This is a genomic window from Micromonospora sp. A3M-1-15 (genome assembly GCF_024213425.1).
Lineage (GTDB): Bacteria > Actinomycetota > Actinomycetes > Mycobacteriales > Micromonosporaceae > Micromonospora > Micromonospora chersina.
Genome location: NZ_JANAVK010000003.1, coordinates 106,929 through 129,993, shown reverse-complemented (window position 1 = coordinate 129,993; position 23,065 = coordinate 106,929). Strand labels below are relative to the sequence as shown.

Here is a 23,065-nt window from a genome sequence, read left to right as displayed (position 1 = left end):
CAGTCAACCACGGACCGGCGGTGCCGGGCGGGCGGCGGACGGGTCAGCCGCGCAGCGACTGGGTGCCGAGCACGGTGAGCAGGGCGAGGCGTTCGGCGTCCGGGCTGCCCGGTTCGGCGGTGTAGACCATGATCCGCAGGTCGCTGCCGGCGACGGTGAGCACGTCGCAGTCGAGGGTCAGCGGCCCCACGTGCGGGTGGTCGACCGTCTTGCGCGCCGTGGCGTGCCGGCCCACGGCGCCGGCGTCCCACAGCTCGGCGAAGCGAGGGCTGCGGGCCCGCAGGTCGGCGAGGAGCCGGCCCAGCCGCGGGTCGGCCGGATAGTGGGCGGCGGCGGAGCGGAGGTCGCCGACCAGGGCGGCCTCGAACCCGCGCCGTTCCTCGGGGCCGAGCCGGACCCGCGAGCCGGGGCCGAGGAAGTGCCGCCACACGCCGTTGCGCTCGTCGCCCCGCCATCCGGACGGGTCGCCCATCAGCGCCGCGTACGGCGGGTTGGCCACGAGGAGCGTCCAGGTGGCGTCATACACCGCCACCGGGGTGCCGGCCAGCCGGTCCAGCAGCCGCTGCACGCTCGGGGTGACCTCGGTGGGGATGGTGTGCGGGCCGGGCGGCGCGAGGCCGGCCAGCCGGTGGAGATGGGCCCGCTCGGTGTCGGAGAGCCGCAGCGCCCGCGCCAGCGCCGCGACGACCTGCGCCGAGGGGTGTGCCGCGCGGCCCTGCTCCAGCCGGGTGAGGTAGTCGACGGAGATTCCGGCCAGCAGCGCCAGCTCCTCCCGGCGCAGTCCGGCCGCCCGCCGCGACCGGCCGGTGGGCAGCCCGGCGGCCTCGGGCGACACCCGGTCGCGCCAGCGACGCACCGCCTGCCCGAACTCCGCCTCCGCCACGCTCACCAGTCTGCCCCGCCCCGGCCGCCCCAGGGTGGCCCCGGCAGTCCCAGGAAGACGGGACGCCTGGCTGGTCACCGGGGGCCGACAGAGCCTGGTGACATGACGACGACACTGATCACGGGAGCCAACAAGGGGCTCGGTTTCGAGACCGCCCGCCGGCTGGTGGCTGCCGGGCACACCGTATGGATCGGCAGCCGGGACGCGGAGCGCGGCCGCCGGGCCGCCGAGCGGCTGGGCGCGCGCTTCGTCCCTCTGGACGTCACCGACGACGCCTCGGTGGCGGCGGCCGCGCGCACCGTCGAGGCGGGTGGGGGACTGGACGTGCTGGTCAACAACGCCGGCATCGAGGCACGGACGGCGGACAACGGCGTGGTGGGCGCCGCGGAGGTGACCGCCGAGGACATGCGGACGCTGTTCGAGACGAACGTGTTCGGTCCGGTACGGGTCACCCACGCGTTCCTGCCGCTGCTGCGGCGCTCGGCCGCCCCGGTGGTGGTGAACGTGAGCAGCGGCCTCGCGTCCCTCACCCGGCTCGCTGATCCGGCCGACCCGGCGTACGGCTACCCCGGTGTGGCATATCCCGCCTCGAAGGCGGCGCTCAACATGGTCACGGTGCAGTACGCCAAGGCGTTCCCGGGCATGCGGGTCAACGCGGTGGAGCCCGGGTTCACGGCGACGGACCTCAACGGGCGGACCGGCACGCAGACCGTCGAGGAGGGCGCCGAGATCATCGTCCGGATGGCCCAGGTGGGCCCCGACGGCCCCACGGGCGGCTACGTCGACGCCGCCGGGCCGCTGCCCTGGTGACCCTCACCCTATCTTCCTAGGATGCTCTACGCGATGTGCGCCGGAGCACGGCGTTTGCAACGACCGGCGCCGGGGACGCAACCCGTGAGAGCCCGAACAAGCCGAGGAGGCGGGATGAGCTTCACCGACAAGGCCAAGAGCCGGGCCCAGGAGTTGGCCGGCGCGGCCAAGGAGCGGATCGGCGATGCCACCGACAACGAGCGGTTGCGGGCCGAGGGCGCCAACGAGCAGAGCGCCGCCCGGGCACGGCAGGCCGGGCAGAACGTCAAGGAGGCCGGACGCAACGTCCGGGACGCCTTCGACAAGTGACCCGTACGGCGGCGGGCTCCCGGGCGATCCGGGGGCCCGCCGCCGTGTGCGCGGGTCACGGGTTCCGGCCGGACCGGATGCCACGGGCCCGAACGGCCGTCGCCCCCGCGGCCGGGTGGCTCGCGGGGGCGACGGGGTGGTGCGGGGTCAGTCGTCGCGGTGGGCGGCCCACCAGGACTGGCCGGCCTCGGGCAGCGTGTCGATCGGGTCGTAGTAGGCGTAGCGCTTATTGAGCGCTTCGAGGTCCGCGGACTCGATCGAGGTGCGGTAGTTCTTGGTCCAGTAGGAGATGCCGCGCTCGCGGTCGTACTCGGTGAGCATGTGCACCCAGCGCTTGCCGACGAACGGGACGTCGCAGACGATCCGCGGGGTGGCGTAGCCGGGCAGGTAGCCCATGATGTCGTGCTGGAGCTGCTGGGCGTGCCAGACGGGGACCCGCCAGTGCTCGGCGTTGGGGATCATGTCGCACATGTAGAAGTAGTACGGCAGGATGCCGGCCTCGCCCTGCAGGGCGAAGCAGAGGTCGAGCAGGTCGGCGCTTGTGGCGTTGACGCCGCGCATGAGCACGCCCTGGTTGCGCACGTCGCGGACGCCGACGTCGAGGGCGGTCTGAGCGGCCTTGGCGACCAGCGGGGTGATCGACTGCCGGTGGTTGACGTGGGTGTGGATGGCGAGGTTGACGCCGCGCCGGGAGGCGGTGCGGGCGACCCGTTCGAGGCCCTCGACCACGTCGCCCTGGAGCCAGTGCTGGGGCAGGCCCATGAGGGCCTTGGTGGCGAGGCGGATGTCGCGGATGGTCTCGATCTCGAGCAGCCGCATGAGGTAGGACTCGAGGTTCTTCCACGGCACGTTTGCCACGTCGCCGCCGGAGACGACGACGTCGCGGACCCCAGGGTGGGCCTTGAGGTAGGCGATGTGGGCGTCGTAGCGGTCGACGGGCTTGAGGGTGAGCTTGAGCTTGTCGACGGCGGGGGTGGAGTTGCCGACGAGGTCCATCCGGGTGCAGTGCCCGCAGTACTGCGGGCAGGTGGAGAGCAGCTCGGCGAGGACCTTGGTGGGGTAGCGGTGGGTGAGGCCTTCGGCGACCCACATGTCGTGCTCGTGGAGGCTGTCGCGGCTGGCGTAGGGGTGCGAGGGCCAGTCGGTGCGCCGGTCGGAGGCGACGGGGATCATGTAGCGGCGGACCGGGTCGGCGAGGAACGCCTCGGTGGTCATGGGCTCGAACGGCACCATGGTGTTGACCATCTGCGGCGGCACCAGCATCGACATGGTCGCGAGGGCCTTCTGGTCGGCCTCGAGGTCGGCGTAGAAGGTCTCGTCGACGAGGTCGCCGAGGACGGTGCGCAGCTGCTTGATGTTCTTGACGCAGTTGACCCGCTGCCACTGGGCGTTCTCCCACTGCTCGCGGGTGACGTGGCGCCAGCCGGGGAAGCGGGTCCAGTCGGGTTCGACCAGGGGGCTGCGGCGGTATTCGTACGGCTGCCCGGCGGTCGGTACGGCGACCGGGGCGTGACGGGGTTGAGGGATGGTCTCAACCGGTTGGGTCTGGGTCACGGCCCCTCCTGACATGTGGTGCGGGTGATCAGCGATCCTGAAGGCTACTGGAAAATATCCGGTGAAGAAATTAGTCTGCCGGAAGTTTTCCCGCGACGCGAGCCCTGGCCGGGGGTTCGGGCGGCTGGACATAGGGGGTCGGCGTGACGTCACCGGTGGGTCTGCACCGAGTCGTGGAACCGGCGGGGGTGCTGCCGCAGGCGGCGTGGCGGCTGGACGCCGACCCGCGGATCGCGGCGAACGAGGTGCGCATCCGGGTCGAGCGGCTGAACCTGGACGCGGCGAGCTTCCGGCAGCTGTCGGAGAAGCACGGCGGCGACGGGGAGAAGGTCCGCGCCGAGGTGCTGGAGATCATCTCGACCCGGGGGAAGATGCAGAACCCGGTCACCGGCTCCGGCGGCATGCTGATCGGCACGGTGGAGGAGGCCGGGAAGCGGTCCCCGCTGGGGTTGCGGCCGGGCGACCGGGTGGCGACGCTGGTGTCGCTGACGCTGACGCCGCTGACGATCCTCGACGGGCTGGCCCGCTGGGACGGGCGCAGCGAGCAGGTGCCCTGCGACGGGTACGCGATCCTGTTCGCCCGGTCGATCGCCGCGGTGCTGCCGGGCGACCTGCACCCGGAGCTGTCGCTGGCGGTGCTGGACGTGTGCGGGGCGCCGGCGCTGACCGCGCGGGTGGTGGCCGAGCAGGTGGCGCGGCGCCGCCGCGAGGGCGACGGGCGTCCGGTGACGGTGGCGGTGATCGGTGGCGCCGGGAAGAGCGGCTCGCTGTCCCTGGCGGCGGCGCGGCGGGCGGGCGCGGGCCGTACCGTCGGGGTGGTGCCGGTGGCGGGGGAGCGGGACGCCCTGGAGGCGGCCGGCCTGGCGGACGTGGTGGCGTTGGCCGACGCCCGTGACCCGGTGGGGCTGTCCACGGCGGTGACCATGGCGCTGGGCGCGCCGGCGGACGTGACGGTGGTCTGCGTGGACGTGCCGGGCTGCGAGCACGGTGCGGTCCTGGCCACCGAGGACGGCGGCACGGTGATCTTCTTCTCGATGGCGACGAGCTTCGCGGCGGCGGCGCTGGGCGCGGAGGGCCTGGCGGCGGACGTGACGATGCTGGTGGGCAACGGGTACGTGCCGGGGCACGCCGAGTTGGCGCTGGAGCTGCTGCGCGCCGAGCCGGGGGTGCGTCGTCTGTTCGAGGCGCGCCTGGCGGCAGACTGAACGTCATGACGAACCCCTCGACCTTGTACCGCGGCGGAGTGCTGCACTGTCCGGCTGATCCGAGCGCGACGGCGTTGCTGGTGCGTGACGGGCGGATCGCCTGGTTGGGCGCCGACGTCGACGCGCCGGCCGCCGACCGGGTGGTGGAGCTGGGCGGGGCGCTGGTGACGCCGGCGTTCGTGGACGCGCACGTGCACGCCACCGACACGGGGCTGGCCCTGTCGGGGCTGGACCTGTCGGCGGTGCGGTCGGCGTCGGGGCTGCTGGAGGCCGTGGCGGCGTTCGCGGGCGCGCTGCCGGCCGACGCGGTGGTGCTGGGGCACGGCTGGGACGAGTCGTCCTGGGCGGAGCCGGCCCTGCCGGACGCGGCGGCGCTGGGCCGGGCGGCCGGGGGCCGGAAGGTGTACCTGTCGCAGGCGTCGATCCACTCGGCGCTGGTGTCGGCGGCGCTGCTGGCGGCCTGCCCGGACGCGGTGGCCGCGGCGGGGTACGACCCGTCGGGTTGGCTGCGTCGGGACGCGCACCACGTGGTGCGGGCGGCGGCGTTCGCGTCGGTGACGCGGGCGCAGCGGGTGGCGGCGCAGCGTCGGGCCCTGGAGCACGCGGCGTCGCTGGGTATCGCGGCGGTGCACGAGTGCGGTGGCCCGGGCATCTCCGACGAGGAGGACTTCACGGGGCTGCTGGGCATCTCGGGGGCCGGGGTGCCGGAGGTGTACGGGTACTGGGGTGAGTTGCTGGGCGCGGCGAAGGCCCGGGAGCTGGGTGCGGTGGGCGCCGGTGGTGACCTGTTCGCCGACGGGGCGCTGGGCTCGCGGACGGCGCACGTGTCGACGGCGTACCTGGACGGGGAGCCGGGGGCGTGCGGGCACGGGTACGTGACCGTCGAGCAGGTGCGTGATCATCTGCTGGACTGCGCGGCGCACGGCGTGCAGGGCGGTTTCCACGCGATCGGGGACGCGGCGATCGGCACGGTGCTGGAGGGGTTCGCGCAGGCGGCCCGGAAGGTGGGCGTGGACCGGTTGCGGGCGGCCCGGCACCGGATCGAGCACGCGGAGATCATGAGCAAGCGGTTGATCGCCGGGTTCGTGGAGTACGGGATCGTGGCGTCGATGCAGCCGGCGTTCGACCGGTTGTGGGGTGGCGCGGGCCGGATGTACGAGTCGCGGCTGGGTCTGTCCCGGTCGTTGGAGTCGAACCCGATGGGCGCCATGCACGGGGTGGGTGTGGCGTTGGCGTTCGGGTCGGATTCGCCGGTGACGCCGCTGGACCCGTGGGGGTCGGTGCGGGCGGCGGCGGCGCACCACAACCCGGTGCAGCGGATGAGCGTGCGGGCGGCGTTCGCGGCGCACACCCGGGGTGGGTGGCGGGCGGTGCACCTGGACAACGAGGGGGTCCTCGCCCTGGGTGCGCCGGCGACGTTCGCGGTGTGGGACACCCCGGCCGGGGTGGAGCGGGGCCTGCCGGTGTTGCAGGCCGAGGACCCGGAGGCGCGCGGCGCGGAGGACCCGACGCCGCTGCCGGTGTGCCGGGCCACGGTGCTGCGCGGTGACGTGATCTATCAGGAAGGGGCTTCGTGAGCGTGCGGAGCAACGGCACAGACAGGGGCGCGACGGCGTGACAGGCAAGCTTGGGCTGGATCCGGCGCTGGTGGCGCGGGCGCGGGAGTTGGCGCGCCGGGCCGGGCAGCCGGTGGTGGATCTGGCGCGCAGCCACACCACGGTGTCGGTGGAGCGGGCGGTGCTGCGGCTGGCCGGGGTGACGGGCGCCGACCCGGACGGCATCCCGTGGGTGAACCGGCTCGTGGACGCGGTGGTGGCCGACGTGGGTCTGGGGCACGGGGTGGCGGCACCGGTGTTCGACGCGCTCGCGCGGGAGCAGATCGGCGACGTGACGCTGCTGGCGCAGAAGGCCGCCGCCGGGTCGGTGCGGTTCACGCAGCCGACCGGCAAGGCCGCCACGGCCGCCCGGCGGGCGGCCCGGAAGGCGGTCGCCGCGGGTGTGCGGCAGATCGACCGGCGGCGGGCCGAGCGGGACCGGCTGGTGAAGCGGTACGGGGATCCGAAGCAGCGGCCGTGGATCTACCTGATCGTGGCGACCGGTGACATCTACGAGGACATCCCGCAGGCGCAGGCGGCGGCGCGGGCCGGGGCGGACATCATCGCGGTGATCCGGTCCACAGGGCAGTCGCTGCTGGACTACGTGCCCGAGGGCGCCACCCGGGAGGGCTTCGCGGGCACGTACGCGACGCAGGAGAACTTCCGGCTGATGCGGGCGGCGCTGGACGAGTCGTCGCGGGAGCTGGGCCGGTACGTGCGGCTGACGAACTACGCGTCGGGGCTGTGCATGCCGGAGATGGCGACCCTGGCGGGCCTGGAACGGCTCGACATGATGCTGAACGACTCGATGTACGGGATCCTGTTCCGCGACATCAACCCGATCCGCACGTTCGTGGACCAGCGGTTCTCCCGGCAGGTGCACGCCCGCGCCGGGATCATCATCAACACCGGCGAGGACAACTACCTCACCACCGCCGACGCGGTGGACGAGGCGCACACGGTGACGGTGTCGCAGCTGCTCAACGAGTACTTCGCGCACGAGGCGGGGCTGGCCGACTGGCAGTTGGGCCTGGGGCACGCGTTCGAGATCAACCCGGACGTGCCGGAGTCGTTCCGCCTGGAGTTGGCGCACGCGCTGCTGGCCCGGGAGCTGTTCCCCGACGCGCCGCTGAAGTGGATGCCGCCGACGAAGCACATGACCGGGGACGTGTTCCGCGGCAACCTGCTCGACGGGTTCTTCAACCTGGTGGGCACCATGACCGGGCAGGGCATCCTGCTGGTCGGCATGATGACCGAGGCGGTGGTCACGCCGTGGCTGTCGGACCGGGACATCGCCCTGCAGAACGTGCGGTACGTGCTGGGGGCCGCCGGGGGGCTGCACGAGGACTTCGTGCCGGCGCCGGGCGGGTTCATCCAGCAGCGCGCCCACCGGGTGCTCGGCGAGGCCGTGGACCTGCTGGACCGCATCGGTGACCAGTCGCTGCTGACGGCGATCGCCGAGGGCACCTTCGGGATCATGAAGCGGCCCGCGGACCGGGGCAAGGGCCTCGACGGTGTCGCGAAGCACGAGGCCGACTACTACAACCCGGCCACGGACATCCTGGAGCAGACGGCATGAGCGAACGCACCGAGCGAAGCGAGGGCCGTGAGGGCATGCCCGGCCGGCACAACATGACGGAGAAGAAGATCGTCCGGCCGTACGGGGACACCACCGGCGACGGCATGGTGCAGGTGTCGTTCACGCTGCCGGTGCCGCACGACAAGCGCGCCGAGGGCGCCGCCGTGCAGCTGGCGAACAAGATGGGCATCGACCCGGCGATGCTGGTCCACGCCAAGCAGATGGGCGACGGGTTCACCTTCTTCGTGGTCTACGGGCGGGTGAACCACCTCGTCGACCTCGACAAGGTGCAGGTGGTGGAACGGGACTTCCCGCTGCTGTCGGCCAAGGAGGTCAACACGGTGGTGAAGCAGAAGATGCGGCGCAAGCTGTCCGTGGTGGGCGCCTGCATCGGCACCGACGCGCACACCGTCGGCATCGACGCGATCCTCAACGTGAAGGGCATCGCCGGGGAGAAGGGCCTGGAGTACTACCGGGAGCTGAAGGTCACCAACCTGGGCGCGCAGGTCAGCGTGCCCGAGCTGGTGGAGGCGGCCCGGCAGGAGAAGGCCGACGCCGTGCTGGTCTCCCAGGTCGTCACGCAACGCGACGCGCACCTGCACAACACCCGGGAGATGTCCGCCGCGTTCCGCGAGGCCATGCCCGCCGGCAAGCGGCCCCTGCTGATCGTCGGCGGGCCCCGCTTCGACGAGACCATGACCGGGGAGCTGGGCGTCGACCGGATCTTCGGTCGCGGCACCACTCCCGGCGAGGTCGCCAGCTACCTGGTGCACGCCCTGATCACCGAGAAGAAGGCGAGAGCATGAGCGAACGCACCGAGCGCAGCGAGGGCCGTGAGCCCATGTCCAGCCGGCCCGGCATGAGCGACTCCCGGGTCGGCCTGACCGTCACCCACCGCCGGTACGTGCCGTACTCCCACGCCCACTACGCGGGCAACCTGGTCGACGGGGCGTACGCGCTGGGGTTGTTCGGGGACGTAGCGACCGAGGTGTGCATCCGCACCGACGGCGACGAGGGGCTGTTCGCCTCGTACTCCGACGTGCAGTTCAAGGCGCCCATGAAGGCCGGTGACGTGCTGGAGGTGGTCGCCACCGTCACCCGGGTCGGCACGCGCAGCCGCACCATCGACTTCGCCGCCCGGGTCGTGTGCCGGGGCCGCCCCGACAAGTCCGAGTCGGCCGCCGAGGTCCTCGCCGAGCCGATCGTGGCGGTCACCGCGACCGGCACGGTGGTCGTACCGCCGGCGGCGTGAGAGCCCCGCAGTCGCGAACGAAGGGCAGCTCCGCGTGAACCTCGCCGTCTGCGCCGACGTCGGGTCGACGTACACCAAGGCCACGGTGGTCGACCTCGACGGCGGCCGCCTCGTCGGCGCGGCGGCCGCCCCGACCACCGTGGGCACCGACGTGCTGCACGGCCTGGACGCCGCCGTCGGCGCCGCCACCGCCGGGCTGGCCGCAGGCGACCTGCCCTGGTACGTCTGCTCGTCGGCCGGCGGTGGCCTGCGGCTGGCCGTCATCGGCTACGAGCCGCTGGTCACCGCGCAGGCCGGCCGGCGGGTCGGGCTGTCCGCCGGGGCGAACGTGGTGCACGTGGCCGCCGGGCGCCTCGGTCGGGCCGACCTGACGGCGCTGCGCGCCGCCCGCCCCGACGTGGTGCTGCTCGTCGGCGGCACCGACGGCGGCGACGCGGACACCCTCACCCACAACGCCACCCGGCTGGCGCGGGCGCGCTGGCGGGTGCCGGTGGTGCTCGCCGGCAACGCCGAGGTCCGCGACGACCTGCACGCCCTGCTGGCCGCGGCCGGGGTGCCGGTCACCGCCGCCGACAACGTGCTGCCCCGCATCGGGGTGCTCACCCCCGCGCCGGCCCGCGCCGCGATCCGGGAGGTGTTCCTGCGGCACGTCATCGGCGGCAAGAAGCTGTCCCGCTGCGGCCGGTTCGCCCGGCTGGTGCGGGCCGCCACCCCCGACGCGGTGCTCACCGGTGTGGAGGTCCTCGCCGACGCCCTCGGCGGGGACCTGGCCGTCGTCGACGTCGGCGGCGCCACCACCGACGTGTACTCGGTGCTCACCCCCGACGAGCGGGACAGCGGCCCCAGCCAGGAGGTCGCCGGCACCCTGTGGCGGGCCCGCACCGTCGAGGGGGACCTCGGCATGCGGTGGAGCGCCCCCGGCGTGGTCCGCGCCGCCGCCGAGGAGCGGCTGCTCGCCGCGGGGGAGGAGGACGACCTGGCGGCCGCGGCGGCCGTGCGGGCCGCCGACCCCGCTTTCCTGCCCGCCGACGACGCCGACCGGGCCGCCGACCGGCGCATCGCCGCGCTCGCCGCGACGGTGGCGCTGCGCCGGCACGCCCGCGGCGCCGCCACGGGCGAACGCGCCGGCCGGGACCTGCGCGACGTCAAGGTCATGGTCGGCTCCGGCGGGGTGCTGCGGCACGCCGACCCCGGCGACGCCGCCGCGGTGCTCACCGCCGTGCTCGGCGACCACGCCGGCGGGTGGCCGCTGCCCCGCGCCGCCCGCGCCGTCGTCGACGTCGACTACGTCCTGGCCGCCGGTGGGCTGCTCGCCGCCGACCACCCCGACGCGGCGACCGCCCTGCTGCGCCGGCACCTGGCCGGCTGAACCGCGGCGAGCACGATCCGGCGCGACGCCTCACGGCGTATCGAGACGCGCCGACGCGACACGCCGTGTCGCAACACACGACAGGCCCGGGTGGGTTGACAGCGGCGGGGGTGCACGCCGTACCGTCTTTGAGTCCTACCACGGGAAGCGGCTGCTGTTCGCTTCGTCCCTTCGTCCGCTGGCCGAGCGACCAAAAGGTTGCGGCGGCCAGGTCCAGCGGGCGGGGGTCGGCGGGGCGGCGCGAACCGGCCGCGGTTACCGGTGTACGGGCAGGGTGAGAGGAACGGCCAGTAGACAACGGCCAGGCGGGGGCAGCCAGTCCACGTCGGGTCGGTCCGAAGGTCGGCGCCGATCGCCCTCGCCCCACCGGCCGGGAAGGGCCTGGGAGCATCGGGGCGCGGCGCGAGCCGCGCCCCGATTTTCGTCTCCCGGCGATCAGCTGTTGAGGACCTCGTAGACGGCGGCCGGGGCGGGATCGATCCGCCCCTCGAACGGCGCGCCGAGATCCGGCTTGAACCCGTGCTGCGAGTAGCTGATCTCCGACGGCTGCTCCGGCTCGCCGCCGGCCGGCGGCAGCGTGAACCGCAGGCCGAGCAGCCGTTGCTTGTCGTCCACCGTGGCCTCGAACGCGACGGCCGTCCGCTGCTGCTCGGTGAGCGCGGCGAGGCGCTCCTCGTCCACCAGCCCGTTGTCGTCCACATCGGGGACCCGGGTGAGGTCCAGCGTGCCGCGGTAGCGGCCGGTCCCGCCGGGCTCGGCGGAGACGATGCCGGCGAACAGGTCGGTCGCGTGCGCCGGGTCGCCGAACCGCTCCAGGCGGGCGCGGGCCGCCGGCTCGACCTTGCGCACGTCGATCCGGGTCCACCGGTCCCCGGTCAGCGGATTGCTGCGCGCGAGGTGCTCGCCGTCGCGGTGCAGCACCTCGAACGTCAGGCGGGCCTTGCCGGCGTCGCCCCCGACGGCACGCAACCGCAGCCAGCCGTCGCTGCCGTCCACCGCGCCCACTCCGATGGTGTCGTGGGTGCGGAACTGGAAGCTGTAGGGGCCGCGGTCCAGCGCCTCGGCGGCGGTCCGCAGCGCCGCCGAGGAGTCCGGCGTCGGTGACGGGTCCGCGTCGCCGCCGGCGAGGTCCCACGCCACGCCGCAACCGGTCAGGGTGAGCTGGAGGGCGAGCATGGTCGCCACCGCAAGACGCAGTCTCACCGGACACCTCCCTCGGGTCGGTCCGCCTGCCGATGTACCCACCGCTCAACCAGGTAAATCCCTGGATGGGAGCGATCGTCGCGCCCAGGAGAGACGGCCCCTGGCACCTGGTGCTACCGGTTATGCTGCGCGGTATGACCGGAGCAGTGCGGAAGCTTTCGATCTCGGTTCCCCCGGACGTCGCCGAACGCCTCGAACGTGAACCCAACGCCAGCGCCTTCCTGGTCGACGCCGCACGGGCGCTGATGCGCCGGGAAGCCCTCGCCGCCGAGCTTGCCCACCAGGGCATTCCGGTCGCCGAGGAGGGCGTCGCCCGCGCCCGGGCGGCGCGCGCCGCCGTCGACGTCGCCTGGCCGGCCGAGCGCTACGAGGAGATCCGTGAGCGGGTGCGGCACGCCACGGCCGGCGACGAGGACCACGCCGGGCGGGTCAGCGCCGCGTGAGCGGCCCCGCCCTCCCGCCCGTGCGGCTGATCCTCGACCGGTCGGCGCTGCTCGCCTACCTGGCCGGGTCGGTGCACGTGGGGGAGACCCTGCGCGAGGTGATCGCCGACGGGGTGCGCTTCGGGGTGAGCGCGGTCGCCGCCGCCGAGGCGTACGCGGCCGTGGACGACCCGAAGGACCGGGCGGCGCTGCGGCGGCTGCTCGCCCTCGACGCCTGCGCCGTGCTGGGCACCGCGGGCGGGTCGTGGCAGGAATTGGCGTACTGGCGGGGTTTCACCGGCCGGGTCGACCTGGCCGCCACCGTGCTGGCGTGCCTGGACCACGACGCCCCCATCCTCACCGGCGAGGCCCGCTACGGCGACGACGACCTGCCCGTCATCCGGCTGCCGCAGTGACCCGGCCCGGACGGGCCGACGGGCGTCCCCGCCGGGTAGCCTTCGGCGCGTGATCGTGGTGAGGTGCCGGTGACGACGCTGGACCGGGAAGAGGCGCGTGCCACCGACGGGGCACGCCCGGGCGACGGCGGGCGTCCCCTGCCGCTGAAACTGGCCGTGCCGGCGGCCCTGCTGGGCGGTCTGGCGCTGCTCGTCGCCTTCCCCCCGTACGGGCTGTGGCCCCTCGCCCCGGTCGGTGTGGCGCTGCTCGCCGCCGCGGCGCACCGGCGGCGGCTGCGCGCCGGCGCCGGGCTGGGCTTCCTCGCCGGGGTGGCGCTGTTCGCGCCGCTGCTGGAGTGGACCAACCTGCACACCGGCTACCTGCCGTGGCTGCTGCTGTCCCTGCTGCAGGCCGGCTACCTGGCGCTGCTCGGCGCCGCCACCGCCTGGGTGTCCCCGCTTGTCGACCGGCACCGCGCGGCGTGGCCGCTGGTCACCGGGGTGCTGTGGGTGGGGCAGGAGGCGCTGCGCGACCGCACCCCGTTCGGCGGGTTCCCGTGGGGGCGGCTGGCGTTCAGCCAGGACACGTCCCCGCTGCTGCGGCTGGCCGCGCTCGGCGGCGCCCCGCTGGTCACGTTCGCCGTCGCCCTCGCGGGCGGCATCCTGCTCGCCCTGGCGTGGCGGGACTGGCGCCGCCCCGCCGGGCTGTGGCGGCCGGTGGCCGGGCTGGCCGCCGCGCTCGCCGCGGTGCTCGCCGCCGGCCCCGCCGTCCCGGCCGGGGTACGCGGCGGCGGCGACACCGTCACCGTCGCCATCGTCCAGGGCAACGTGCCCCGCCTCGGGCTGGACTTCAACGCCCAACGGCAGGCCGTGCTGAACAACCACGTCGACGCCACCCTGAAACTGGCCGAACAGGTCGCCGCCGGGACAGAACGCCGCCCCGACCTGGTGGTGTGGCCGGAGAACTCCAGCGACATCGACCCGCTGCGCAACCCCGGCGCCGGCGAGCGGATCTCCCAGGCCGCCGACGCGATCGGCGCGCCCATCCTGGTCGGCGCCGTGCTGCTCGGCCCCGGCGAGGGACAGGTCCGCAACGCGGGCCTGCTGTGGCGGCCCGGCAGCGGCGCCGACCTGGACCAGCTCTACACCAAGCGGCACCCCGTGCCGTTCGCCGAGTACGTGCCGCTGCGCGAGATCGCCCGGATGGTCAGCTCCGAGGTCGACCGGGTCCGCTCCGACTTCGTCCCCGGCAGCACCCCCGGCGTGCTGGACACCGGCGTGGCCACCCTCGGCGACGTGATCTGCTTCGAGGTCGCCTACGACGGCATCGTCCGGGACACCGTCACCGGCGGCGCGCAGCTGCTCGTGGTGCAGACCAACAACGCCACCTTCGACGTGGCCGAGGCCCGCCAGCAGCTGGCCATGGTGCGGCTGCGTGCCGTCGAGCACGGTCGCGCGGCGCTGATGGCCTCCACGGTCGGGGTGTCCGGGTTCGTTTCCCCCGACGGGCGGGTAGACGGGGCGACCGGGTTCAACACCGCCGAGGTGGTGGTGCGGCAGATGCAGCTCGGCGACGGACGTACCCCGGCCACCACGGCGGGGGTGTGGCCCGAGGTGGCCCTCGCGGCGCTGGCCGTCGCGGCCCTGGCCGGCGCGGCCGTGCTGCGCCGCCGGCGGGAGGTCGACCCGGGCTAGGACGACGAGCGGGGAGGCGGTACACGGTGGGCGTGGTAGCCGACAGGCGCACGGTCGGCCATCCCGGGGTGGGCCGGGTCCTCGTGGTCATTCCCACCTACAACGAGGCCGACAACGTCGACCGGATCGTCGCCCGGGTACGGGAGGCCGCCCCGGCGGTGGACGTCCTCGTCGCCGACGACAACAGCCCCGACGGCACCGGCGCCATCGCCGACGGGCTGGCCGGCGCCGACCCGCAGGTGCACGTCCTGCACCGTCCCGGCAAGGAAGGGCTCGGCGCGGCCTACCTGGCCGGTTTCGCCTGGGCCCGCCGGCGCGGCTACGACGCCGTGGTGGAGATGGACGCCGACGGCTCGCACGCCCCGGAGGACCTGCCGGCGCTGCTGGAGGCCGCCCGCGACGCCGACATGGTGATCGGCTCCCGGTGGACCCGCGGCGCGCGGGTGCTGAACTGGCCGCTGCGGCGGCTGCTGCTGTCCCGGGCCGGGAACCTGTACGCGCGGCTGGCGCTGGGCGTGCCGGTCTCCGACGCCACGGGCGGCTACCGGGTGTACCGGGCGGCCGCGCTGGACGCCATCGACCTGGCCTCGGTGCGGTCCCAGGGGTACGCGTTCCAGGTGGAGCTGTCCCGGCTGGCGCACCGCGCCGGGGTGCGCATGGTCGAGGTGCCGATCACCTTCGCCGAACGGGAGCACGGCGACAGCAAGATGAGCCCGCTGATCGTGGCCGAGGCGCTGTGGCGGATCACCACGTGGGGGCTGCGGGACCGGCGGGCGGCGGCCCGCCGACCGGACGCGTTGGCCCGGTGGCCGTGAGCGCGGGCGTGTCATGCTGGAGGGGCGTGATGACGCCGCCGGTCGGATGAGGTGAGATGCGCCGAGGATTGAAGTACGTACCACCGGCTCTGCTGCTGCTCGCGCTGCTGGAGCTGACCGTGTTCGTCCTGGTGGGCCGGGGCGTCGGGTTCGGGTTCGCGGTGCTGCTGGTGTTCGCGGCGTCGCTGCTGGGCCTGGTGCTGCTGCGCCGGGAGGGCATGCGGGCCTGGCGCGGTTTCCGGGCCGCCGTGGAGTCCGGGCAGCCGCCGGGGCGGCAGGTCACCGACGGTCTCGTGGGGCTGCTGGGTGGGCTGCTGCTCGCGCTGCCGGGCCTGGTCAGCGGCGTGGTGGGGCTGCTGTTGCTGGTGCCGCCCCTGCGGCGGCTGGCCGGCGCCGGGGTGCGCCGGGCCACCGAACGCCGGGTGTCGTCGATGGTCGCCGGTGACCTGTTCGGGCCGCGCCGGGTGCGGGTGCGCCGGGGCGCGCCGCAGCCCACGCCGACCCCGCAGCAGCCGCCCGTGACCGAGCCGGGCCGGGCCATCGAGGGGGAGATCGTCGAACCCGGCCGGTAGGGGACGGACATGACGAAACGCCCCCGGGAATCATCCCGGGGGCGTTTCGTGTCGTTACGGATGCTCAGGCGCGACCGCGGCGGGTGCGAACCTCCTGGAGCCGCTCGGCGAGGATGTCCTCCAGCTCGGCGATCGAGCGCCGCTCCAGCAGCATGTCCCAGTGGGTACGCGGCGGCTTGGCCTTCTTCTGCTCGGGCTCGCTGCCGTCGACCAGGCGGGCGACGCTGCCGTCGAACTTGCACTCCCAGGTCGTCGGGACCTCGGCGTCGACGGCGAACGGCACCTCGAACTGGTGCCCCTTCGCGCAGAGGTACTCGCGGGTCTGACGCGGCGCGAGCTCCGTGTTGCGGTCGGATTCGTAGCTGACCGCGCCCAGCCGGCTACCGCGCAGCATACGCTCGCCCATGATCGACTTCCCCTCGTTCGTGGTGCTCGTCTTCAGGTGTAACGGCCCGTCACCGCCGCCCCATTCCCGGCCACGCCGAAAGCCCGGCGCGGGGTCGGGGTTCCCAAGGGTAGCCGGTCATGACGGCTGCCCGGCGGGGTCGTCCCCGGCCGGGCCGAATCGGTGGAGTGTTTCGCCTGTCAACGGGGATGTTAGCCGCCCCCAGGTGTGCGGAGGTGACGATGACCAGTGACGCGCCGGTCGAGGCCCGGCCCCCCGGCGGGAAGACCTTCTTCGGTCACCCCCGGGCGCTGTCCACGCTGTTCCTCACCGAGATGTGGGAGCGGTTCAGCTTCTACGGCATGCGGGCCATCCTGGTGCTGTACCTGACCGCCTCGGTCGCCGACGAGGGGCTGGACATCGGGGAGTCCACCGCCAACGCCGTCTACGGCACCTACAACGCCATGGTGTACCTGATGGCGCTGCCCGGCGGCTGGGTGGCCGACCGGCTGATCGGCGCGCGCCGCAGCGTGCTGTGGGGCGGCGTGGTGATCGCCGCCGGGCACTACGTGATGGCCGTGCCGGCCCGGTGGAGCGTGTTCGCCGGCATGACGCTCATCGTGCTCGGCACCGGCCTGCTCAAGCCCAACATCTCCACGATGGTCGGCGACCTCTACGACCGGGACTCCCCGCGCCGCGACGCCGGCTTCTCGATCTTCTACATGGGCATCAACCTGGGCGCGTTCATCGCCCCGCTGATCACCGGCTTCCTCGGCGAGAAGATCAACTGGCATCTGGGCTTCGGCGCCGCCGCGATCGGCATGACCTTCGGCCTGATCCAGTACGTGCTCGGCCGGCGCAACCTCGGCGACGCCGGCGCCCGGCCGGCCGACCCGCTGCTCGGCGCGGACCGGCGGCGGGCGCTGACCCGCATCGCCGTGGTCACCGTGGTGGTGCTCGTGGTGCTGGCCGTGCTCGCCGTCATCGGGCTGTTCACCGTCAACACCGTGGTCAACCTGCTCACCCTCGTCACCGTGCTGGTCACCATCGCGTACTTCGCGCGGATCCTGACCGACCGGGAGATCAGCGCCACCGAGCGCAGCCGGATGAAGGCGTACGTGTGGCTGTTCGTCTTCGCCGCCGCGTTCTGGCTGATCTACGACCAGGCCGGGTCGGTGCTGAACATCTTCGCCGCGGACCAGACCGACCGGAACGTGGCCGGGTTCACCTTCCCGGCGTCCTGGCTCCAGTCGGTGAACCCGATCCTGATCATCATCGGGGCGCCGCTGGCCGCCGCGCTGTGGCTGAAGCTCGGCCACCGGGTCTCCACGCCGACGAAGTTCGCGGTCGGCCTGGTGCTCAACGGCCTGTCGTTCGTGCTGATGGCCGCCGCCGCGCAGGCCGCCGTCGGCGGCGACCTGGTCTCGCCGTGGTGGCTGGTCGCCGTGTACGCCATCCAGGTCGCCGGTGAGCTGGCGCTCAGCCCGGTGGGCCTGTCGGCCACCACGAAGCTCGCCCCGGTCAAGTACGCCAGCCAGATGCTGGGCCTGTGGTTCCTCGCCACCGCCGTCGGCGACGCGATCGGTGGCCAGGTGGCCCGGCTGGCCGAGAGCTGGTCCGAGCCGGCGTACTTTCTGACCTTCGGCCTGGCCTCGGTGGTGCTGGGGCTGGCCGCGGTGATGTTCACCCGGCAGATCCGGGGACTGATGGCCGGCATCCACTGACCGGCCTCACGTCAGCGCGCCGGGGTCGGCGGCAGCGGCAGCGGCAGGCCGGGCAACCCGTCGATGCTGGTGGCCACGTGCTCCTTGCCGGCGAAGTACGCGCTCAGCGACGCGTCGTCCTCCCGGGCGAAACGGCGCCCGTGCAGGTCGCGGTCGGCCTCGTAGGTCATCAGGGGCACGGCGTAGCCGCAGGTGTCGCGGATCAGCTCGGCGTGGACCACGACGACGGCCCGCAGGCCGTGCGGGCCCGGGTCGATGTCGGGGAAGTGGCCCAGCAGCTCCGGCCAGCGGGGATCGTCGCGGAACACCGGCTCGCCCCGCCCGTGCACCCGGACGATGTTCGGCGGGCCGGTGAACGCGCACCACATCAGCGTGATCCGGCCGTTCTCCCGCAGGTGCGCGACGGTCTCGGCGTTGCTGCCGGCGAAGTCCAGGTAGGCGACGGTCAGCTCGTCGAGCACCGCGAAGGAGCCGCGCAGGCCCTTGGGGGAGAGGTTGATGGTGCCGTCGCCCGCGAGGGGGGCGGTGGCCGTGAAGAACATCGGCTGCGCCTCGATGAAGGTCCGCAGCCGGCCGTCGATGCGCTCGTACGTCTTTCCCACGCCCTGATCATCCTCGCCGGCCGCCACCGCCCGCTGCCCCGTCCCAGCCCGTGGCCGGCGGGCGGCCGACGGCGTCAGCCGGCCCGGGCGCCGAGCCGGGCCAGGGCGCTGGCCAGGTCGCTCACCTGGTCGGCGAGCTGACCGGCCCGCCGCTGGGCGGCGTCGCGGTCGGCCTCGGCGGCGGCCAGCCGGGCCTCGACGGCGGCGGCGGCCTGCCGCGCGGCCGCCAGGTCGGCGGCGAGGGCGTCCCGCTCGGCGGCGACGGCCGACAGCTCCTCCCGGGCAGCCGCGGCTGCCGCGACGGCCTCCGCCCGCGCGGCCTCGGCCCGGTCCCGGGCGACCTGCGCCTCCTGCGCGGCCCGCCGCGCCTCGGCGGCCCTGCCGGCCTCCGCGCGGGCCTGCTCGGCGGCCGCCTGCTCGGACCGCCGCGCCTCGGCGGTCTCCGCGCGGGCCTGGTCGGCCGCGCCGCGGGCCGTCTCGGCCTCGGCGCCCAGCCGCTCGGCCCGCTCCAGCGCCTCGCCGGCCGAGCGGGTGGCCCGCTCGGCGTCGACCCGGGCGGCGTCCCGCTCGGCGGTCAGGTCGGTGACCCGCCGGCGCTCGGCGTCGCGTTCGGCCCGCACGGTACGCAGCTCGTGGCGGGCGGCGTCGCGGTCCCGTTCGGCCTGCACGCGCAGCGCCTGCGCCGCGCCGGCCTCGCCGCGGGCCTCGTCCCGGGCCGCCTCCGCGTGCCGGGCCCGGCCGGCGGCCGCCGTGGAGGCAGCCTCGGCGCGGTCGGCCCGCTCCCGGGCGGCGTCGCGTTCGGCCAGCGCCGCCTGGGCGTCCTGGCGGGCCCGGGCGGCGGCTGCGGCGGCGTCCTCGGCGTCCCGCCGGGCCTCGTCGCGTTCGGTGTGCGCCGCCGCCACCTGAGCGGCCGTCTCGGCGCGGACCTCGGCGAGCTGCCGCTCCACGCCGGCGGGGGACAGCTCGGCGTGCAGCGCGTCGGTGAGGGTCTCGACGATCTGGTCGAGCCGGTCCACCGCCTCCCAGGTGCGGGCCACCTGCCCGGGCAGGCCGGGGGAGTTGCGGTGGCGCATCCGGGAGTTGCGCGAGGCGCGCTGGCAGGCGCCGTCGTTGTCCCGGCAGTACCGGAACGGCCGGCCCGCGCCGGCGCGCTGCGGCACCTCCCGTCCACAGTGGGCGCAGGGACGGGTCTCGGGGGCGGGCTCGGCGTCCATCGGCGGCGAAGTCTAGTTGCCGCGGGTCACGGCGGTGTCGACGGCCCGGTGCGGACGACGGCCTGGTCGCCGTGCGGTCCGAACAGGTGCAGGATCTCGACGGTGTCCGTGTCGGCCGGGCCGAACCAGTGCGGTTCGCCGGTGTCGAACTCGGCCACCTCGCCGGGGCGGAGGAGGAACTCACGGTCGCCGAGGACGAGGCGGAGCCGGCCGGCGAGGACGTAGAGCCACTCGTAGCCGGCGTGGGTGACGAGCGTCGGCTCCCGCGGCGCGAGGACCTGCTTGAAGACCTGGACCCGCCCCGGGTACTGGGTCAGGGGCACCACCACGCCGCCGCGCCGTCGCCGGTGCGGCCGCAGGTGGACGCGGGGGTCGCCGGTGGCCGGCGCCGCCACCAGCTGGTCCAGCGCGACGCGATGGGCGCGGGCCAGCGGGATGAGCAGCTCGAGGGTGGGGCGCCGCTTGCCCGACTCCAGGCGGGACAGCTTGCTCACCGAGATGCCGGTCTGCGCCGCGAGGGTCTCCAGCGTCAGGCCACGGTCGCGGCGCAGCGCGCGCAGCCGCGGCCCGATGCCGTCGAGGAGTTCCGCGAGGTCGGTTTCCACACCGGCCATTTTGCGGTTTCCGCAAGAATGCTGGGTCCCGGGGGTCGCCCGGTCCGAGCATGGCGGGGCATGTTCCCCGACCTGGAGGTGAGCGCATGGCCGCGACATCCCTGACCGTGCCACCCGGCCTGAGTACGCGCCGACGGTGGGCGGTGCTGGCGATCTGCGCGCTGAGCATGCTGCTCGTCGGGCTGGACACCACCATCGTCAACGTGGGCCTGCCCGCCATCGGGCGCGGCCTCGGGGTGGGCACCCGGAGCCTGGAATGGGTCCCGGACGCCTACACCGTGATCCTGGCCAGCTTCCTGATCTCCGCGGGCGCGCTGGCCGACCGGCTGGGCCGCCGCCGGGTCTTCCGGTGGGGGCTTGTCGTCTTCGGCGTCGCGTCGGTGGCCTGCGCGGTGGCGCCGTCACTGGACGCGCTCGTTGCGGCGCGGGCCGTCCAGGGCATCGGCGCGTCGATGCTCAATCCCGTGGCCCTGGCCATCGTGGTGAACGCGATGCCCGACCCGCGGGAACGGGCCCAGGCCATCGGGATCTGGGCCTCGGTCTTCGGGCTCAGCATGGCGGCCGGGCCGGTCGCCGGCGGCGCGCTCATCGCGGCGTTCGGCTGGCGGTCGGTGTTCTGGGTCAACGCCCCGGTCATCGTCGCCGCGCTCGTGCTGAGCGCCCGGTTCATCCCGGAGTCCCGCGCGCCGCGGGCCCGGCGGCTCGACCTGCCCGGCCAGGTCCTCCTCACCGTCGTGGTGAGCCTCTGCGTCGCCGTGCTCATCGAGGGCCCGCGGATCGGCTGGGCGTCGCCGCCGGCCTGGGCCGCGTACGCGGTCGCCGCCGCGGCCGCCGTGGGGTTCGTGGCGGTCGAGCGGCGTCGCCGCGAACCCCTCATGGAGCTGGGGCTGTTCCGGCGGCCGGCCTTCGCCACGGCGGTGCTGGGCGCGGTGGCCGTGTTCGTCGCGCTGACCGTCAGCCTGCTGCTCACCACGCTGTACCTGCAGCACGGCCACGGCTGGACCCCGCTCGCCGCCGGGACCGCGACCCTGCCCCTGGCGCTCGGCGCGACCGTCAGCGCACCGCTGTCCGGCCGGCTCGCCGGGCGGTACGGGGCGCGGCGGCCGCTCCTGCTCGCCGGCGCGTTCCTCACAGTTGGCGGGCTCAGCCTGGTCGACCTGCGTCCAGACCCGGATCTCCGGCAGCTCCTGCCGGCCTACCTGCTCATCGGCATCGGCTTCGGCTTCGCCAACGCGCCGATCACCAACACGGCGGTGAGCGGCCTGCCGCCGGCGCGGGCCGGTGTCGCCGGGGCGATCACCTCCACCGCCCGGCAGCTCGGATCGGCCATCGGCATCGCCGTCGCCGGGGGCCTCGTCGCCGGGGTCGGCCCGGCGGGCCTGGCGCGCGCGTCCCGCCCGGGTTGGTTCCTCGTCGCGGCCTGTGGCCTGTTCCTCTTCGTCGTCGCGCACGCCGCCCGTCAGGCGGCGCCGTCGCGGCCGGCGTCCGCGCGCGCGGCCCGGTCGAGCGTGTAGCGGCGTTGCAGCAGCACCGCGACCACCATGACGGCGGCCGGCAGCAGGCCGAAGCCGTACCGGATCGCGGCCAGCGCGCCCGCCGACTGGGTGACCGCCTGCCCGGCCGTGGAGGCCACGAAGCCGCCGGCGGCCAGGCAGAGCGCGTAGGCGTACGGGCCGAGCGCGGCGCCGGTGGCCTCGGTGGCGGTCCACACCCCGGTGTAGGTGCCGGCCCGGTCGGTGTCGGCCGCGCGGATCACGTCGGGCAGCATCGAGAACGGCAGCAGCTGCATCCCGGCGAACGCCACCCCGAGCACCGCCACCGCGCCGACCAGCACCGGCAGGCCGGCCGGCCGGCCGACGGCCAGCACCAGCGCGCCGACGGCGAACGCGAGCTGCGCGGCGAGCAGCGCCCGCTGCTTGCCGACCCGCCGGGACACCGCCAGCCAGGCCGGGGTGACCAGCAGCGCCGGCGCGACGAACGCGGCGACCAGCACGGTGGTGAGCTTCGGGCGGCCCAGCTCGTACTCGGCGTAGTAGGGCACCCCGGCCAGCACCAGGTGGGTGGTGGTGGACATGGCCAGGTACGCCCCGACCAGCCAGCGGAACTGCCGGTCGCGCAGGCTCGCCACGAGGGTCGACCACCCGCCCGCCCGGTGCGGCGGCGCCGCCACGGCGGCGGTGCGGCGCAGCCGGTCGATCCCGACGACCCCGACCGCCATGGCCGCGAGCATCCCCACCGCGAGCAGCGCCGCCATCCGCAGGTAGCCGGCGCGGGTGGCGTCGTCGCCGCCGGCCAGCAGCGGCGCGAGCAGCCCGGAGACCAGGATGCCGAGGGTCAGCACCACCATCCGGAAGGCCATCAGCCGGGTGCGCTCGTGGTAGCCGATCCGCAGGTCCGCGGGGGTGGCCAGGTAGGGCACCTGGTACGCGGCGAACAGCAGGTTCCCGGCGACGAAGAACACCGCCACCCAGGCCGCGGCCGACGCCCCGTCCAACCCGCCGGGCACCGCGAACAGCGCGGCGAAGGCCAGCGGCAGGGCGCAGCCGGCCAGCAGCAGCCGCCGCCGGTGGCCGCGGCGGGCCTGCTCGACGTCGCAGCGGTGCCCGATCCAGGGGTGCAGCAGCACGTCGGCGATCTTGGGCAGCAGCAGGGTCAGCCCGGCCAGCCACGGGGCGACCGCGAGGACGTCGGTGAGGAAGTAGAGCAGCAGCAGCCCGGGCACGGTCACCCAGACGCCCATGCCGAGCGAGCCGGCGGCGAAGCCGGCCAGCGGGCCGCGCGGCAGGGCGGCGGCCTGCCGCCGCTGGTCGAGCCCGGTCATGGTCGCCCCCTTCTCGGGGCACGCCGCCCCCAATCCAACGGATGCTG

The 23,065-nt window shown here is 74.7% G+C and carries 23 protein-coding genes; 15 read left to right on the top strand and 8 right to left on the bottom strand.

What is annotated here, in order from left to right; all coding sequences use genetic code 11:
• Positions 1 to 43 precede the first annotated feature (43 nt).
• Entirely contained in the window at positions 44 to 883 is an 840-nt protein-coding gene (locus NLX85_RS15870; protein WP_254335773.1) for a helix-turn-helix transcriptional regulator, read from the bottom strand.
• Between the two features lie 102 nt (positions 884 to 985).
• On the opposite strand from NLX85_RS15870, the gene NLX85_RS15865 reads away from it, so the two are divergent.
• Positions 986 to 1,693 carry an SDR family oxidoreductase gene (locus NLX85_RS15865; RefSeq protein ID WP_254335772.1) on the top strand — a complete coding sequence of 236 codons (708 nt, stop codon included), beginning with the start codon at positions 986 to 988 and terminating at the stop codon, positions 1,691 to 1,693.
• Between the two features lie 114 nt (positions 1,694 to 1,807).
• Positions 1,808 to 2,002 (top strand): CsbD family protein, encoded by a 195-nt coding sequence (locus NLX85_RS15860; RefSeq protein WP_107076192.1) that lies wholly within the window; start codon positions 1,808 to 1,810, stop codon positions 2,000 to 2,002.
• A 147-nt stretch (positions 2,003 to 2,149) separates the two neighbouring features.
• Here NLX85_RS15860 and NLX85_RS15855 read toward each other — a convergent pair whose 3' ends face one another.
• Positions 2,150 to 3,556 (bottom strand): KamA family radical SAM protein, encoded by a 1,407-nt coding sequence (locus tag NLX85_RS15855; protein WP_254335771.1) that lies wholly within the window; start codon positions 3,554 to 3,556, stop codon positions 2,150 to 2,152.
• Positions 3,557 to 3,711: 155 nt separating this feature from the next.
• On the opposite strand from NLX85_RS15855, the gene NLX85_RS15850 reads away from it, so the two are divergent.
• Genes NLX85_RS15850 through NLX85_RS15825 form a run of 6 tightly spaced genes read left to right on the top strand, consistent with a single transcriptional unit; the run spans position 3,712 to position 10,556 of the window.
• A complete protein-coding gene (locus NLX85_RS15850; RefSeq protein WP_254337462.1) occupies positions 3,712 to 4,761 on the top strand; it encodes a zinc-binding alcohol dehydrogenase in 1,050 nt (349 codons plus the stop codon).
• 5 nt (positions 4,762 to 4,766) lie between these two features.
• The gene (locus tag NLX85_RS15845; RefSeq protein ID WP_254335770.1) at positions 4,767 to 6,338 is read left to right on the top strand and encodes an amidohydrolase; all 1,572 of its coding nucleotides are present in this window, start codon (positions 4,767 to 4,769) and stop codon (positions 6,336 to 6,338) included.
• A gap of 37 nt (positions 6,339 to 6,375) precedes the next feature.
• A complete protein-coding gene (locus tag NLX85_RS15840; RefSeq protein WP_254335769.1) occupies positions 6,376 to 7,935 on the top strand; it encodes a lysine 5,6-aminomutase subunit alpha in 1,560 nt (519 codons plus the stop codon).
• Positions 7,936 to 7,988: 53 nt separating this feature from the next.
• On the top strand, positions 7,989 to 8,741 hold the full coding sequence (locus NLX85_RS15835; protein WP_254337460.1) for an OAM dimerization domain-containing protein: 753 nt from the start codon (positions 7,989 to 7,991) through the stop codon (positions 8,739 to 8,741).
• 53 nt (positions 8,742 to 8,794) lie between these two features.
• The gene (locus tag NLX85_RS15830) at positions 8,795 to 9,187 is read left to right on the top strand and encodes a hotdog domain-containing protein (RefSeq protein WP_091307206.1); all 393 of its coding nucleotides are present in this window, start codon (positions 8,795 to 8,797) and stop codon (positions 9,185 to 9,187) included.
• 34 nt (positions 9,188 to 9,221) lie between these two features.
• On the top strand, positions 9,222 to 10,556 hold the full coding sequence (locus NLX85_RS15825; protein ID WP_254335767.1) for a glutamate mutase L: 1,335 nt from the start codon (positions 9,222 to 9,224) through the stop codon (positions 10,554 to 10,556).
• Positions 10,557 to 10,991: 435 nt separating this feature from the next.
• Here NLX85_RS15825 and NLX85_RS15820 read toward each other — a convergent pair whose 3' ends face one another.
• Entirely contained in the window at positions 10,992 to 11,759 is a 768-nt protein-coding gene (locus tag NLX85_RS15820) for a hypothetical protein (protein WP_254335765.1), read from the bottom strand.
• Positions 11,760 to 11,893: 134 nt separating this feature from the next.
• Here NLX85_RS15820 and NLX85_RS15815 point away from each other — a divergent pair, with 134 nt between their 5' ends.
• The 5 genes from NLX85_RS15815 (at position 11,894) to NLX85_RS15795 (ending at position 15,658) form a co-directional block, all read left to right on the top strand.
• Complete coding sequence (locus tag NLX85_RS15815) at positions 11,894 to 12,202, top strand: hypothetical protein (RefSeq protein WP_254335764.1); 309 nt, start codon at positions 11,894 to 11,896, stop codon at positions 12,200 to 12,202.
• Positions 12,199 to 12,597 (top strand): hypothetical protein, encoded by a 399-nt coding sequence (locus tag NLX85_RS15810; protein ID WP_254335762.1) that lies wholly within the window; start codon positions 12,199 to 12,201, stop codon positions 12,595 to 12,597. The genes NLX85_RS15815 and NLX85_RS15810 overlap by 4 nt, the downstream gene beginning before the upstream one ends.
• A gap of 69 nt (positions 12,598 to 12,666) precedes the next feature.
• Positions 12,667 to 14,271 (top strand): apolipoprotein N-acyltransferase, encoded by a 1,605-nt coding sequence (lnt, locus tag NLX85_RS15805; RefSeq protein ID WP_254337458.1) that lies wholly within the window; start codon positions 12,667 to 12,669, stop codon positions 14,269 to 14,271.
• A gap of 26 nt (positions 14,272 to 14,297) precedes the next feature.
• Entirely contained in the window at positions 14,298 to 15,086 is a 789-nt protein-coding gene (locus NLX85_RS15800; RefSeq protein ID WP_254335760.1) for a polyprenol monophosphomannose synthase, read from the top strand.
• A 56-nt stretch (positions 15,087 to 15,142) separates the two neighbouring features.
• Positions 15,143 to 15,658, top strand: coding sequence for an FxsA family protein (locus tag NLX85_RS15795; RefSeq protein WP_254335759.1), 516 nt, complete (start codon positions 15,143 to 15,145; stop codon positions 15,656 to 15,658).
• A 64-nt stretch (positions 15,659 to 15,722) separates the two neighbouring features.
• On the opposite strand, the gene NLX85_RS15790 is transcribed toward NLX85_RS15795, so the two are convergent.
• On the bottom strand, positions 15,723 to 16,064 hold the full coding sequence (locus tag NLX85_RS15790) for an RNA polymerase-binding protein RbpA (protein ID WP_046564157.1): 342 nt from the start codon (positions 16,062 to 16,064) through the stop codon (positions 15,723 to 15,725).
• A gap of 221 nt (positions 16,065 to 16,285) precedes the next feature.
• On the opposite strand from NLX85_RS15790, the gene NLX85_RS15785 reads away from it, so the two are divergent.
• On the top strand, positions 16,286 to 17,767 hold the full coding sequence (locus tag NLX85_RS15785; protein ID WP_254335757.1) for a peptide MFS transporter: 1,482 nt from the start codon (positions 16,286 to 16,288) through the stop codon (positions 17,765 to 17,767).
• An 11-nt stretch (positions 17,768 to 17,778) separates the two neighbouring features.
• On the opposite strand, the gene NLX85_RS15780 is transcribed toward NLX85_RS15785, so the two are convergent.
• The 3 genes from NLX85_RS15780 to NLX85_RS15770 all read right to left on the bottom strand — a co-directional run bounded on the left by NLX85_RS15780 (position 17,779) and on the right by NLX85_RS15770 (position 20,188).
• Entirely contained in the window at positions 17,779 to 18,369 is a 591-nt protein-coding gene (locus tag NLX85_RS15780; protein ID WP_254335755.1) for a pyridoxamine 5'-phosphate oxidase family protein, read from the bottom strand.
• A 74-nt stretch (positions 18,370 to 18,443) separates the two neighbouring features.
• Complete coding sequence (locus NLX85_RS15775; protein ID WP_254335753.1) at positions 18,444 to 19,583, bottom strand: hypothetical protein; 1,140 nt, start codon at positions 19,581 to 19,583, stop codon at positions 18,444 to 18,446.
• A 26-nt stretch (positions 19,584 to 19,609) separates the two neighbouring features.
• Entirely contained in the window at positions 19,610 to 20,188 is a 579-nt protein-coding gene (locus NLX85_RS15770; RefSeq protein WP_254335750.1) for an XRE family transcriptional regulator, read from the bottom strand.
• Positions 20,189 to 20,283: 95 nt separating this feature from the next.
• Here NLX85_RS15770 and NLX85_RS15765 point away from each other — a divergent pair, with 95 nt between their 5' ends.
• Positions 20,284 to 21,711, top strand: coding sequence for an MFS transporter (locus NLX85_RS15765; protein ID WP_254335748.1), 1,428 nt, complete (start codon positions 20,284 to 20,286; stop codon positions 21,709 to 21,711).
• Here the strand turns inward: NLX85_RS15765 and NLX85_RS15760 are convergent.
• Positions 21,657 to 23,018, bottom strand: a complete 1,362-nt coding sequence (locus tag NLX85_RS15760) for an MFS transporter (RefSeq protein WP_254335746.1) — start codon at positions 23,016 to 23,018, stop codon at positions 21,657 to 21,659. The genes NLX85_RS15765 and NLX85_RS15760 overlap by 55 nt on opposite strands.
• Positions 23,019 to 23,065: the final 47 nt, after the last annotated feature.